Annotated in this window: 15 protein-coding genes; all 15 read left to right on the top strand. The window is 38.9% G+C overall.

Features of this window, described 5'->3' with window-relative positions; translation table 11 throughout:
- Positions 1–60: 60 nt before the first annotated feature.
- Positions 61–432: an NADH-quinone oxidoreductase subunit A gene (locus tag BUC06_RS07540; protein WP_073331935.1), complete on the top strand. Its 372-nt coding sequence runs from the start codon at positions 61–63 to the stop codon at positions 430–432.
- A 103-nt stretch (positions 433–535) separates the two neighbouring features.
- Positions 536–1,096, top strand: coding sequence for an NADH-quinone oxidoreductase subunit B (locus BUC06_RS07545; protein WP_034730699.1), 561 nt, complete (start codon positions 536–538; stop codon positions 1,094–1,096).
- A gap of 4 nt (positions 1,097–1,100) precedes the next feature.
- Complete coding sequence (locus tag BUC06_RS07550) at positions 1,101–1,595, top strand: NADH-quinone oxidoreductase subunit C (protein WP_073331937.1); 495 nt, start codon at positions 1,101–1,103, stop codon at positions 1,593–1,595.
- 74 nt (positions 1,596–1,669) lie between these two features.
- On the top strand, positions 1,670–2,893 hold the full coding sequence (nuoD, locus tag BUC06_RS07555; protein WP_073331940.1) for an NADH dehydrogenase (quinone) subunit D: 1,224 nt from the start codon (positions 1,670–1,672) through the stop codon (positions 2,891–2,893).
- Positions 2,894–3,020: 127 nt separating this feature from the next.
- Positions 3,021–3,530, top strand: coding sequence for an NADH-quinone oxidoreductase subunit NuoE family protein (locus BUC06_RS07560; protein WP_073331942.1), 510 nt, complete (start codon positions 3,021–3,023; stop codon positions 3,528–3,530).
- A gap of 62 nt (positions 3,531–3,592) precedes the next feature.
- On the top strand, positions 3,593–4,951 hold the full coding sequence (nuoF, locus tag BUC06_RS07565; RefSeq protein ID WP_073331945.1) for an NADH-quinone oxidoreductase subunit NuoF: 1,359 nt from the start codon (positions 3,593–3,595) through the stop codon (positions 4,949–4,951).
- A gap of 5 nt (positions 4,952–4,956) precedes the next feature.
- A complete protein-coding gene (locus BUC06_RS07570; RefSeq protein WP_123876895.1) occupies positions 4,957–5,838 on the top strand; it encodes a hypothetical protein in 882 nt (293 codons plus the stop codon).
- A gap of 43 nt (positions 5,839–5,881) precedes the next feature.
- On the top strand, positions 5,882–6,880 hold the full coding sequence (locus BUC06_RS07575) for an NADH-quinone oxidoreductase subunit G (protein ID WP_073331948.1): 999 nt from the start codon (positions 5,882–5,884) through the stop codon (positions 6,878–6,880).
- An 82-nt stretch (positions 6,881–6,962) separates the two neighbouring features.
- Entirely contained in the window at positions 6,963–8,027 is a 1,065-nt protein-coding gene (gene nuoH / locus BUC06_RS07580; protein WP_073331950.1) for an NADH-quinone oxidoreductase subunit NuoH, read from the top strand.
- A 112-nt stretch (positions 8,028–8,139) separates the two neighbouring features.
- Positions 8,140–8,697, top strand: coding sequence for a NuoI/complex I 23 kDa subunit family protein (locus BUC06_RS07585; RefSeq protein WP_073331953.1), 558 nt, complete (start codon positions 8,140–8,142; stop codon positions 8,695–8,697).
- The gene (locus tag BUC06_RS07590; RefSeq protein WP_073331955.1) at positions 8,697–9,194 is read left to right on the top strand and encodes an NADH-quinone oxidoreductase subunit J family protein; all 498 of its coding nucleotides are present in this window, start codon (positions 8,697–8,699) and stop codon (positions 9,192–9,194) included. Before BUC06_RS07585 ends, BUC06_RS07590 begins: the two co-directional genes overlap by 1 nt.
- 4 nt (positions 9,195–9,198) lie before the next feature.
- On the top strand, positions 9,199–9,528 hold the full coding sequence (gene nuoK / locus BUC06_RS07595) for an NADH-quinone oxidoreductase subunit NuoK (RefSeq protein WP_034703571.1): 330 nt from the start codon (positions 9,199–9,201) through the stop codon (positions 9,526–9,528).
- A 3-nt stretch (positions 9,529–9,531) separates the two neighbouring features.
- On the top strand, positions 9,532–11,445 hold the full coding sequence (nuoL, locus tag BUC06_RS07600; RefSeq protein ID WP_073331958.1) for an NADH-quinone oxidoreductase subunit L: 1,914 nt from the start codon (positions 9,532–9,534) through the stop codon (positions 11,443–11,445).
- Positions 11,445–12,938: a complex I subunit 4 family protein gene (locus BUC06_RS07605; RefSeq protein ID WP_073331960.1), complete on the top strand. Its 1,494-nt coding sequence runs from the start codon at positions 11,445–11,447 to the stop codon at positions 12,936–12,938. The genes nuoL and BUC06_RS07605 overlap by 1 nt, the downstream gene beginning before the upstream one ends.
- 99 nt (positions 12,939–13,037) lie before the next feature.
- The gene (locus BUC06_RS07610) at positions 13,038–14,423 is read left to right on the top strand and encodes an NADH-quinone oxidoreductase subunit N (RefSeq protein ID WP_073331962.1); all 1,386 of its coding nucleotides are present in this window, start codon (positions 13,038–13,040) and stop codon (positions 14,421–14,423) included.
- Positions 14,424–14,579 lie beyond the last annotated feature (156 nt).

Raw genomic sequence — 14,579 nt, forward strand, 5'->3', positions numbered from 1 at the left:
ATTAATTTCATGCTTTCTTGTTTATTCGCTAAATTTGCAAATTGAGATAATAATGCAAAAATGAATTTACCTGAAAGTTATATTCCAATCCTTATCCAAGCAGGTGTAGCCATGGCGTTTGTAGCCGTTTCTTTGCTTGGAGCACATTTTCTGGGACCGAAACAGAAGAAAGGAAATTCTGTCAAGAACCAAAGCTGGGAATGTGGAGTTCCTGTAGAGGGAAATGCGAGAACACCGTTTTCTATTAAATACTTCCTGACTGCGGTATTGTTCGTACTATTCGATATTGAAATCGTATTTTTTTACCCATATGCGGTTAATTTCAGAGAATTCGGAGTAGAAGGATTCCTGGCCGTACTTACGTTCGTCGCAATCTTCTTCATGGCGTTTTTCTATGTTTGGAAACGTGGTGCATTAGATTGGGATAAATAAATTTTAACATTAAAAGATTTAATGTATTTGAATAATTTAAAAATGAGTAATGCTCAATTTTTTTGAATCCTTCAATACTTCAGTCTTTAAATATTTAATAAAAATGTCAGATAAAAAACCAGTAATAAGAACAGATGCACCTGCTCCCGAAGGATTTGAAGGAGAAGGGTTTTTCGCAACAAAACTGAGCAGTGTGATCGGAATGGCTAGAAAGTTTTCTCTTTGGCCTTTACCATTTGCTACTTCTTGTTGTGGTATCGAGTTTATGGCTACCCTGAACCCTACGTATGATGCTTCTAGATTTGGTATGGAGAGAAACTCTTTCTCACCAAGACAGGCAGATATGTTGATGGTTTGCGGAACGATATCTAAAAAATTAGGACCAGTCCTAAAAGAAGTTTACACTCAGATGGCAGAGCCGAAATGGGTGGTTGCTGTTGGAGCTTGTGCTTCCAGCGGTGGTATTTTTGACACTTACTCTGTATTGCAGGGAATTGATAAAATTATTCCGGTGGACGTTTACGTTCCTGGATGTCCTCCTAGACCGGAGCAAATCATTGAAGGCGTAATGCAGGTTCAGGCTCTTTCGGAAAGTGAAAGCATCAGAAGAAGAGATATGCCTGAATACCAGAAATTACTAGATTCTTACAACATAAGCAACTAACGGAATGACAAACGAATTTGTACTAGAAGCCATCACAAGAGAATTTCCGGATTCTGTTATTTCAAGTTCAGAACCTTATGGAATGTTGACGATTGAAGTGAAGAAAGAAGATATCAAAAAGATCATTCATTATTTGAGAGATTCCTCACTGGAATTTAATTTCCTTACCGATATCTGCGGAATCCATTATCCAGAATTTCCTGATAAGGAAATCGGGGTCATTTATCACCTTCACAATATGATGGCCAATTTCAGATTACGTCTGAAAATCTTTATGTCCAGAGAAAATATTGAAGTGGATTCTCTTGTAGAATTATTTGCAGGAGCGAACTGGATGGAAAGAGAAACCTTTGACTTCTATGGTATTAAATTTAAAGGACATCCTGATCTGAGACCAATCCTGAATATGGAAGATCTGGGATACCATCCGATGCTGAAAGAATACCGCTTGGAAGATGGAACAAGAACAGATAAGGACGATAATATGTTCGGAAGATAAAAATAATGCAATAAGCAGTAAGCAATAAGCAATAAGCTTAAAGCCTAAAGCCTAGAGCCTAAAGCATTTAAATTATGAAAGATAACTCATTATCTAATATACTTAACCAATACGAAAGTAAGGAGCAGATTGACGGGCAGTTGTATACCCTCAATTTAGGACCTACCCACCCTGCAACCCACGGGATCTTCCAGAATATCTTAACGATGGACGGAGAAAGGATTCTTCATGCGGAACAGACAGTAGGATACATCCACAGAGCCTTTGAAAAAATTTCTGAAAGAAGAAATTATTCTCAGATCACGACCCTTACCGACCGTATGAATTACTGTTCTGCACCCATCAACAACCTTGGTTGGCACATGACAGTAGAAAAGCTGATCGGCATACAAGTTCCGAAGCGTGTAGATTATATGCGTGTTATTTTAATGGAATTAGCCAGAATCGGCGACCACCTGATCTGTAACGGGGTAACCGGAATGGATGCAGGAGCGATTACAGGTCTTACCTATATGTTTATCGAAAGAGAACGTATTTACGATATGTACGAGCAGATTTGCGGGGCAAGAATGACGACCAATATGGGAAGAATCGGAGGTTTTGAAAGAGATTTCACTCCTAAATTCCATGAGTTATTACAGGACTTCTTAAAAACGTTCCCGGCAAGATTCAAAGAATTCGGTACTTTACTGGAAAGGAACAGAATTTTTATGGACAGAACCATTGGTGCAGGAGCAATCAGTGCTGAAAGAGCATTAAGCTATGGTTTCACCGGTCCAAATTTACGTGCATCAGGAGTAGATTATGATGTAAGAGTTGCACAACCTTATTCTTCTTATGAAGATTTCGACTTTATTATTCCTGTAGGAACTGCCGGTGATACCTATGACCGCTTTATGGTCCGTCAGCAGGAAATCTGGGAATCCCTTAAAATTATCAACCAAGCCTACGACAACCTTCCTGAAGGACCATTCCACGCGGATGTTCCTGATTTCTATCTTCCTGAAAAGGCAGATGTTTACAAGAAAATGGAAGCTCTGATCTACCATTTCAAAATCGTTATGGGAGAAACCGATGTTCCTAAAGGAGAAGTGTATCATGCTGTAGAAGGTGGAAACGGAGAATTAGGATTCTATTTGGTGAGCGACGGAGGAAGAAGTCCTTACAGACTTCACTTCAGAAGACCATGCTTCATCTATTACCAGGCCTATCCTGAAATGATCACAGGTTCTGTGATTTCAGATGCCATTGTAACGATGTGTAGTATGAATATTATTGCGGGAGAATTAGACGCATAATATAATAGACAAAAAGATAAAAGAAGAAAGGTAAAAGACTTTCTTCAACCCAATATAATACGAATTTAGAATAACGGACTTCAGAATCTTTTTTCTTTGTTCTTTACTCTTTAATCTTAGATAAAAAATGAGCGAAACAATAGCTTTTAAACCGGAAAGTTTAGCACAGGTACATAAAATTATGGCGAGATATCCTGAAGGTAGACAAAAATCTGCTCTTCTTCCTGTTCTACACATAGCACAGAAAGAATTCGGAGGATGGTTAGACGTTCCTGTAATGGATTATGTTGCTGAATTATTAAGTATTAAGCCAATTGAAGTATATGAAGTAGCTACTTTTTATACTATGTTCAATATGAAGCCGGTTGGTAAATATGTTTTGGAAGTTTGCAGAACGGGACCTTGTATGGTTTGCGGAAGCGAAAAAATCCTTGATCATATCAGAACTAAACTCAACATTAAGGATGGAGAAACTACAGAAGACGGTATGTTTACTTTAAAGCCTGCTGAATGTCTTGGCGCATGCGGATACGCACCCATGTTGCAGCTTGGAAAATTCTTTCATGAAAATTTAACAATAGAAAAAGTAGACGAAATCCTGGATCTTTGTAGAGAAGGACAAATCGCTTTAGACTAATAAATTGTAATAAAATTAAAATAGCCGTAAGCTAAAGCCGAACGCTAAAAGAATAAAAAAAAATGAGTAAAAAACTTTTACTTAAAGACGCACATATAGAAGGTATTCGCTACTTTGAAACCTACCGTAAACAGGGAGGTTACACCGCAGCTGAAAAAGCCTTGAAAATGACACCCGAGGAAATCCTGGAAGAAGTAAAAACTTCCGGACTTCGTGGACGTGGTGGAGCAGGATTCCCTACAGGGATGAAATGGAGCTTTCTGGCAAAACCGGAAGGCGTGCCAAGACACCTGGTCGTGAATGCCGATGAATCAGAGCCCGGAACATTCAAAGACAGATATCTGATGGAATTTCTTCCTCATTTACTGATTGAAGGAATGCTTATTTCATCTTTTACTCTAGGTTCAAATGTTTCTTACATCTACATCCGTGGAGAATACTCTTGGATTCCTGATATTTTAGAAGAAGCCATTGAAGAAGCTAAAGCAGCAGGATTTTTAGGTAAAAACATTTTAGGAACCGGTTTCGACTGTGAAATTTATGTTCAGAGAGGAGGAGGAGCTTATATCTGTGGGGAAGAAACAGCATTGCTTGAATCCCTTGAAGGTAAAAGAGGAAATCCAAGATTAAAACCGCCATTCCCGGCTGTAAAAGGACTTTGGGAAAGACCAACGGTAGTTAATAACGTGGAATCTATCGCAGCTATCGTACCGATCATTGATATCACCGGAGCTGAATATGCTAAAATCGGGGTTGGAAGATCTACAGGAACGAAATTAATTTCGGCTTGTGGAAACATCAACAAACCCGGAGTTTACGAAATTGATATGACCATTACTGTTGAAGAATTCATCTATTCTGATGAGTACTGCGGTGGTATTGCTAACGGAAAGAAGCTGAAAGCCTGTATTCCGGGAGGAAGCTCAGTTCCTATTGTTCCCGCTAATTTATTATTGAGAACCGTAAACGGAGAACCTAGATATATGAACTATGAATCATTGGCTGACGGTGGTTTTGCTACCGGAACGATGATGGGTTCAGGAGGTTTCATTGTTTTAGATGAAGACCAGTGTATCGTGGAACATACCATGACTTTAGCGAGATTTTATCATCACGAAAGTTGTGGACAGTGTACGCCTTGCCGTGAAGGAACGGGATGGATGCATAAGATCCTTAAGAAGATAGAAAAAGGAGAAGGAAAAATGGAAGACATCGACCTTCTTTGGGATATACAGAGAAAAATTGAAGGAAATACCATCTGTCCATTGGGTGATGCAGCGGCTTGGCCTGTTGCAGCAGCAATCCGTCACTTTAGAGACGAATTCGAATGGCACGTGAAAAACCCTGAATTATCTCAGACACAAAATTATGGATTAGCCAATTACGCAGATCCTATTCCTGCTGTTGAAAAAAATGCATAGCTAAAATGAAGAAGTTATTGGTTGTTGGATTAATGGTGTCAGGTTTTGCTTTCGGTCAAGTGAAAAAAGATACATTAGGCAAAGAATATAAACTGGAGGTAACTCCATATAAAGCTGAAAAGAAAGAAAAACCTTTACCACTAAGCAAAAAAGGTCAGGTGTTTGTTTTTTACGGATGGAACAGAGGCGCTTTCAGCAATTCTGACATCCATTTCACAGGAAACGGATACGATTTTCAGTTGAATAATGTACAGGCAAGAGATAAACCTACCAAGTTCGGAATCGTTTATATAGATCCAAGCTGGTTTACCGTAACGCAGTATAACTTCAGAATAGGATATTTTATAAAAGATAATTTAGCCCTTGTTTTAGGAATCGATCACATGAAATATGTGATGAAACAGGACCAGACGGCTGACTTTTCAGGAACCATTTCAGATCCTAAATATGCAGGAATGGTGCAGAACGGACAGGTTAATTTAGCCGATACCCAGTTCTTAACTTTTGAACATACGGACGGTCTTAACTATGAAAATTTAGGTCTTGAGAAATATAAAAATCTTATTCATAAAAAAAATATAGATTTAGTATGGTCTTATGGAGCAGGAATCGGGGTAATGTTTCCTAAAAGTAATATCAAACTTTTTGGAAATGAAAGAAGTGACCGTTTTCACGTTGCTGGAATGGGAACCGACCTCAGAACGAGCCTTAACCTGGTTTTCTGGAAAAACTGGATGATCAGAGCAGAAGCTAAAGCCGGATACATCAATATGTGGGATATTAAGACTACATTGAATAATAAACCGGATAAAGCGCGTCAGGATTTTGTTTTCGGACAGGTCCTTGCTGGAATCGGGTATACATTTAACACGAAGAAGTATAATTAAAATATAGCTTAACGCCTTAAAAGCATAAGCGAAAGCATAGAATATGAGCGAAGAGGTTAAAAAATTCAAAATAACTATAGACGGACAGACTACTGAAGTTTTGCCTGGGACTTCTATTTTGGAAGCTGCCAGACAAATCGGTGGAAAATCTGTACCTCCTGCAATGTGCTACTACAGCAAATTGGAAACCAGTGGAGGGAGATGTAGAACTTGCTTGGTCGAAGTTTCGAAAGGATCCGAAGCAGATCCTCGCCCTATGCCCAAATTAGTTGCTAGTTGCAGAACTAACGTAATGGACGGTATGGAAGTGAAAAACCTTTCGTCTGAAAAAGCTCAGGAAGGTAGAAAAGCGGTGACCGAATTCCTATTGGTTAATCACCCTCTGGACTGCCCAGTGTGCGACCAGGCTGGTGAATGTCACCTTCAGGATCTTGGATATGAGCACGGAAACCTTGAAACCAGAACTGAATTTGAAAGAAATACTTACGAAGCAGATGATCTTGGTCCGAATATCAAGTTGAATATGAACCGTTGTATTCTTTGTGCAAGATGTGTATTGGCTGCCAATCAGTTAACAGGTGAAAGAGAACACGGAATTCTTTTCAGAGGAGATCACGCTGAAATTTCTACCTATTTAAACAAAGCTCTGGATAATGACTTCATCGGAAACATCATTGATGTTTGCCCGGTAGGTGCATTAACAGACAGAACTTCCCGTTTTGCAAGCAGAGTTTGGTTCACAAAACCAATGAATGCAACCTGCAAATGTGATAAATGTTCAGGAAAAGCCGTAGTTTGGATGAAAGGTGACGAGATTGTAAGAGTGACGGCCAGAAAAGATCAGTGGGGTGAAGTGGAAGAATTCATTTGCGATACATGCCGTTTCGAAAGAAAAGAATTGTCCGACTGGAATATTGAAGGTCCTAGACATATCGACAGACACTCAGTAATTTCATTGAACCACTACGAAAAACCAAAGGATGAGCTAAGAGTTTTAGACAATCCTATGGCGAAAGAAATCAGTGAAAAAGACGAAAAATAATTAATAAGATATCAGATTTCAGACATTAGACAACAGACTTGCTAATTTCTAACCTCTACTATCTAACATCTATAAAAATAAAATGGATTTACTAACATTTAAACTTATACTTGTACTAGCACTTTTCCTGCTGTCTCTTACGATAGCGGCCTACTCTACCTGGGCAGAAAGAAAAGTTGCCTCTATCATGCAGGATAGAATTGGTCCCAACAGAGCCGGACCTTTCGGATTACTGCAGCCACTTGCCGACGGTGGAAAGTTTTTCTTTAAGGAAGATTTTACTCCAGCCAATGCCGAAAAGTTTCTTTTCGTATTAGGACCGGCATTGGTCATGTTTATTTCATTGATCACAGGAGCAGTTATTCCTTGGGGTAAAAGTTTAAATATTGCAGGTACTTCTTTTGATTTACAGGTAGCCAACATTGACGTTGGGGTACTTTTCATCATCGGAATGGCTTCCATTGGTGTATACGGAATCATGATCGGAGGTTGGGCTTCCAACAATAAATATTCATTATTAGGGGCTATCCGTGCTTCTTCACAGATGATCTCTTACGAATTAGCGATGGGATTAGCATTACTTTCTATCATTATGATGACGGGAAGTTTAGATTTAAAAGAAATTACAGAAAGCCAAACAGGTGGAAAACTATGGGGAGTGATTCCTTGGGTTTCCGGTATGAACTGGAATATTTTCTACCAGCCCATTGCTTTCCTTGTATTCTTCGTAGCTGCTTTGGCAGAGACCAACAGACACCCTTTCGATTTACCAGAATGTGAATCTGAATTGGTAACAGGATATTCTACGGAATATTCCTCCATGAAATTAGGACTGTATATGTTTGGTGAATATGTGAACATGTTTATCTCCAATGCTTTCATGGTCGTTCTTTTCTTCGGTGGGTACAACTATCCTGGAATTGAATGGGTAACTCAGAACTGGGGTGAAAATGCTGCAGGAATCTTGAGTATCGTAGCATTCTTAACGAAAACGGTAATCGGAATTCTGATCTTTATGTGGATCAGATGGACGCTTCCAAGATTTAGATATGACCAATTGATGCACTTAGGATGGAAAACTCTGATCCCAATGGCATTAGTCAATCTATTGATTACAGGTGCTGTGATTTTAGCATTTGCAAACTAGAATAATTTAAAAATGAGATGATGTGATGATGTGATAATATGGTGATGCGGGAAATAAAAACCCACTTCCATCTTCTAACATCTAACGTCTAACATCTAACATCCATAATTAAATGAAACTTACCAACAGATCAAAAGTTGTTTCCAACAAAGAAATGACCCTTGCTGAAAAAATCTATCTTCCTGCTATTTTTACCGGGATGGGGATTACATTTAAGCATGCTGTAAGAACCGTGATAAAAGGTGCTCCGGCAGTATATTCATATCCGGAAGTACAGAAACCAAGAGCTTCCATCTGGAGAGGCCATCACGTTCTGAAAAGAGACGAAGAAGGCAGAGAAAGATGTACAGCCTGTGGACTTTGTGCCGTGGCCTGTCCTGCAGAAGCTATTACAATGACTGCTGCGGAAAGAACCAAAGAGGAAAAAGGTCTTTACAGAGAAGAAAAATATGCATCGGTATATGAAATCAATATGCTGAGATGTATTTTCTGCGGGATGTGTGAAGAAGCTTGTCCTAAATCTGCCATTTATCTTACAGACAGATTGGTAGATGTAGAAACCAACAGAGGATCTTTCATCTATGGAAAAGATAAATTGGTTGAAAAAATAAATGAAAGGATTGATATTACGACAAGACAATCCGAGAAACAAAAAAATGCGGTAAAATAATGGATCAGTTTTTATTTTTCTTGGTGGCGTTTTTAGCAGTAGCTAGTGCAGTATATTTTGTATTTGCAAGAAATCCTCTCTATGCTATTTTGTCATTAATTGTTACGATGTTTTCAATTGCCGGAATGTACATTCTTCTGAATGCACAGTTCCTTGCAATCATTCAGATTATAGTATACGCAGGAGCCATCATGGTATTATTCCTTTATATCCTGATGATGCTTAACCTTAATAAACAAGACGAAAGTAAGAAGAACAATACTTTAAAATTTGTTGGAGTCTTTACAGCCGGTCTTTTATTAATTGGAGTTTTAGGCGTATTCAGAGGAGTAACCGATAACCACATTGTATTGGAAGATGTAGACAAAGGAGTGGGTCTTACTAAAAATCTGGGCAGACTTTTGTTTAATCAATATGTTTTACCGTTTGAGCTTGCATCCATTCTAATTTTGGCAGGTATCGTAGGTGCGGTATTAATCGGTAAAAAAGATTTATAAAATTATGGGAGAAGTAAATACATTTATACAAAGCGTCCCTCTTAACTATTTCATCATTCTTTCTTCAGTATTGTTCTGTTTGGGAGTATTGGGAGTACTGTTGAGAAAAAACGCTATTGTTATTTTGGGCTGTGTAGAGCTTATGCTGAATTCTGTAAACCTTTTATTGGCTGCTTTTTCAGCATATAAAGGCAACGGAGACGGACAGCTTTTAGTTTTCTTCATTATGGTGGTAGCCGCCGCTGAAGTAGCGGTAGGTCTGGCAATTATTGCTATGCTGTATAGAAATACCCGTTCTGTGGATGTAAGTATATTTAATAAATTAAGAGGATAAGGAATGGAAAATTTAGTGTATGCAATAGTACTTTTACCACTTTTAGGGTTTCTTATTAACGGTTTATTCGGAAAAAATCTTCCAAAAATATTCGTAGGCTCTCTGGCTACAGCAATGGTTTTCGGATCATTCTGTATTGCAGTAAGTCTTTTTATGAAATTTGATTCTGAAAGTCAGCCTGTCATCGTAAAGGCTTTTGAGTGGTTTACAGTAAACGGGATCCAGATTAATGTCGGATTTCAGATTGATCAGCTTTCGTTAATGATGGTGATGATCATTACAGGGATCGGTTCTCTGATCCATTTATATTCTATCGGATATATGAGTCATGACAAAGGTTTCTATAAGTTTTTTACTTATCTGAATCTTTTCATCTTCTCTATGTTACTTCTGGTAATGGGAAGCAACTACCTGATCCTGTTTATCGGATGGGAAGGGGTAGGTCTTTGTTCTTACTTACTGATCGGATTCTGGTATACCAATGAAGAATATGGTAAAGCAGCAAGAAAAGCTTTCATCATGAACAGAATTGGTGACCTTGCTTTACTGATCGGGATCTTCATGATCGCGGCTCAGACCAATGCAGTGGATTACCTTACCGTAGCACAGAACTCTTCAAAATTTGAATTAGACGGAACAGTAATTATCTTTATTACGGCCAGTTTATTTATCGGGGCTACCGGTAAATCGGCTCAGGTTCCTTTATATACCTGGTTACCGGATGCAATGGCAGGTCCTACTCCGGTTTCAGCATTGATCCACGCGGCAACGATGGTAACAGCCGGGATCTATTTGGTAGTAAGATCAAACTTCTTATTTACCTTGGCTCCTACGGTTCAGGGAGGAATTTTATTCATCGGATTCTTAACAGCTGCTTTGGCTGGATTCTATGCACTTCGTCAGAACGACATCAAAAAAGTATTGGCTTACTCTACCGTTTCTCAGCTTGGATTTATGTTCATTGCTTTAGGATTGGGAGCTTATACGACTGCGATGTTCCACGTAATGACGCACGCATTCTTCAAAGCACTACTATTCTTGGGAGCAGGTTCTGTCATCCACGCGATGAGCAACGAGCAGGATATGCGTTTCATGGGAGGTCTGAAAAAATACATTCCTATCACCCACGCTACTTTCCTTATCGGAACACTGGCAATCTCAGGTTTCCCTCTATTATCGGGGATGATCTCAAAAGACGAAATTTTAGTAGCAGCATTCGCTAAAAACCCTGTTTACTGGGTGATCTTATTTGTTTTAGCGGCAATGACTGCCACGTATATGTTCAGACTGTACTACCTGACCTTCCATGGAGAATTCAGAGGGACGGAAGAGCAGAAACATCACTTACACGAAAGCCCGTCTAATATGACGCTTCCGTTGATCGTTCTGGCTATCCTTTCTGTGCTTGGAGGTTTCATTAACCTTCCTCACTTTATCGGACACGGTCATTATGCCAAGCTGATGGAATGGCTCAAACCGGTTCTTACTGAACAAAGCTATAACCAGATGGAAGCTACTCTTTCGGGAGTTCCGTTTGGCACTGAAATGATATTATTAGCAGCCACAGTGCTGATGTTCTTCTCTGTATGGTTTATTGTAAAAAATACCTACGTGAAAAAGAAAAAGATGGCACTGGCAGAAGAAAGCTATACCGGATGGGAAAAGCTTTCTGCTAAGAAATTATATGTAGATGAACTTTACAATGCATTGATTGTAAAAACTGTTGAAGGATTAGGACGCGGAGGAAAGATGTTTGATAAAGGTATCTTAGACCGTTTTGTAGACTTTGTAGGCGAAGGCGCTGAAGACAGCGGAAAAGCGATGAAGCGCATCCAAAACGGAAATGTAGAGACTTATATTCTTATCATGTCTTTAGCTGTGGGAATTATACTGATTGTTAACTTTATATTACAATAATGTCTGGTTTATTATTAACATTATTACTATTACCTCTAGTAGGTTCGGGATTAGTTTTTGCCTGGAAAAATAAATCCAGCAAATATTTGGCGCTAGGAATTGCATTGATTCAAATGCTTATTACTTTCTACATCGCAGCGGATTTTGATTTTAATCCGACCGTAGACAGTGTATTGCAGCATGAGATCAATTATCCATGGTCACAATTTATTAAAAGCTCTCTTCATTTCGGAATTGATGGAATGAGTCTGCTTCTATTATTGCTGACCAATATTTTAACGCCCATCATTATTTTATCTTCTTTTAATGAAAATGTAAACTATAGAAATACATTCTACGGTCTGATTTTGCTGATGCAGTTCGGTCTTGTAGGGGTGTTCACTTCTTTAGACGGACTGTTGTTCTACATTTTCTGGGAAGTAACCTTGATTCCGATCTGGTTCATTGCCGGGCTTTGGGGACAGGAAAATAAAAGATTTGAATTCACCACGAAATTCTTCGTTTATACATTCGTTGGGTCATTATTCATGTTAGCTGGATTGATCTATGTGTACAACCACTCTGCATCATTTGCTTTAACAGATTTATACAACGCCCAGCTTAAAGAAACACAACAAACGGTGGTCTTTTGGTTTATCTTCTTTGCATTCGCAGTGAAATTACCGGTATTTCCTTTCCATACATGGCAGCCGGATACATACACCTACTCTCCTACTCAGGGATCCATGCTTTTATCAGGGATCATGCTGAAGATGGCGATCTATGGGGTTATCCGTTATCTTCTTCCGATCACTCCTCTTCCTATTGCGGGAATTTCAGGACAGATCGTGATTATACTTGCTATCGTAGGAATTGTTCACGGAGCACTGATTGCGATCATCCAGACCGATATGAAGAGAATCATTGCCTATTCTTCTTTCTCTCACGTAGGATTGATGGTCGCAGGGATCTTCTCTTCTGCAGTGATCACTTTAAGAGGAACATTCAATATTGAAGGAGCTGAAGGAGCTTTAGTACAGACTTTTGCACATGGTATCAACGTAGTGGGACTGTTCTACTGTTGTGATATTTTATACAAGAGATTTAAATCAAGAGACATCAGACAAATGGGAGGTTTAGCGAAAGTGGCTCCTAAATTTGCCGTGTTGTTCCTGATCATTATATTAGGTTCAATGGGAGTTCCATTAACCAATGGATTCATCGGAGAATTTATTTTGTTGAAATCGGTCTATGACTTTAACGGATTGGCAGCAGTTATCGCCGGTCTTACGGTCATTCTTTGTGCTGTTTACCTGTTGAGATTCTACGGAAAAGCAATGTTTGGTGAAGGAAACGAAGCCGTTTTAAGTACAGCAAAAGATTTATCCGCTGTGGAATTTTCTGTATTGGCAAGTTTAGCGGTTTTCGTGATCTTGCTGGGTATATTCCCACAGCCGGTAATCGATATGGTGAATAGTTCGCTGACGTTTATCTACACAGCAATGGCTAATTAGAAGATTAAAAGATTTAAAAATTAAAAAATTAAGAGATTAAGAAATGAGGAATCAGAAATTTTATCTCATCTCCCCCGTCTCACATCTCAAATCTATATTATGAGTGTTTTAATTATTGTTTTCCTAACGGCAGTTATTGCGTTATTTTCAGGAGTTTTTGAACAAGGAAAATTCGCAAGATACATTGGGATTTTAGGATTGATCATCGCTTTATATGTAAGTTTCTTACCGGAATGTGCTTTCTTTGAAAAGTATAGACACATGTATGAATACACTGCAAATACGGCGTTATTCACCAAAATATCTATTGTAACAACCTTATTGTTATTCTTCCTGGGAGGTTTTGCATTCAGCAATCACAGAAGCCACCAGTCAGAATTATATGCACTGATGCTTTTTGCATTATGCGGAGGAATCGTCCTTTTCGGATACCAGAATCTGGTTACTCTTTTCTTAGGGGTAGAAATTCTTTCCATCCCGTTGTATGTAATGGCGGGTGCCAACAAAACTGATTTAAGATCAAACGAAGCTTCGATCAAATATTTCCTGATGGGTGCTTTCGCAACAGGTTTCTTACTGTTCGGGATTGCATTTATCTACGGAAGCAGCGGAAGCTTTGACCTGTATAAAATCCAGGATTTTGGAGTTAAAAATCCAAAAGATGCCATGTTCATTTTAGGTGTTCTGCTTATTTTGTGTGCACTGGCATTCAAAGTAGCATTAGCCCCTTTCCATATGTGGAGTCCGGATGTATATGCCGGAGCCCCTTCACTGATCACGGCATTCATGGCGAGTGTGGTAAAGATCTCAGGATTCTTTGCTTTGTTCAGATTAATGACCATCGGATTTGGAGGCGTGACGGAACAGTGGATTAATGTTTTTGGAGTATTCTTAATCATCACATTGCTTTTAGCCAACGTTATGGGTCTTGCCCAGACCAATGCAAAGAGAATGTTGGCCTATTCTTCTGTATCTCACGCGGGATACATAGGATTGGTATTCTTCGGAATGACCAGCCTTTCTACCTATAACCTGGCATTCTATTTATTTGCTTACTCATTATCTACGGTAGGCGTTTTCATGTGTCTGATCTATGTAGAAAAGCTAAAGAGAGAAACGTCTTTCGGAGCCTTCAAAGGATTGGCAAAATCTGAACCCCTACTGGCAACTGTTGCAGCGATCTCAATGCTATCAATGGCAGGAGTTCCTTTAACTGCAGGTTTCATGGGAAAATTTGCTTTATTCTCTCAGGCGATGAATTCCAAGCATGGCGTTTTCTTAGTATTGGTAGCGGTATTAGGTTCTGCAGTGTCTATTGCCTATTATTTAAGACTGATCATTTCTATGTTCTTCTTTAAAGATTCTACATTTAAATCTTCAGAAAAAGTAACCCTTACCTACAATATCGTAGCGGTATTTGTCATTGCATCTATTATTCTGTTGGGTATTTTCCCGGATATTTTCGCAAGACAATTCGGATTGTAAGATCTAACATAAAAATATACAAAGCACAACTTTTCAGTTGTGCTTTTTTTGTGATGAACAGTTATTCGATGAAGACTTTCAGATAAAACCAATCAAAGAAATACTATTTTACACAACTAACAACGAACGTGAAAGTTACTATCATCACAATAGAAT

It is taken from the genome of Chryseobacterium carnipullorum (assembly GCF_900142785.1).
Taxonomy (GTDB): domain Bacteria; phylum Bacteroidota; class Bacteroidia; order Flavobacteriales; family Weeksellaceae; genus Chryseobacterium; species Chryseobacterium carnipullorum.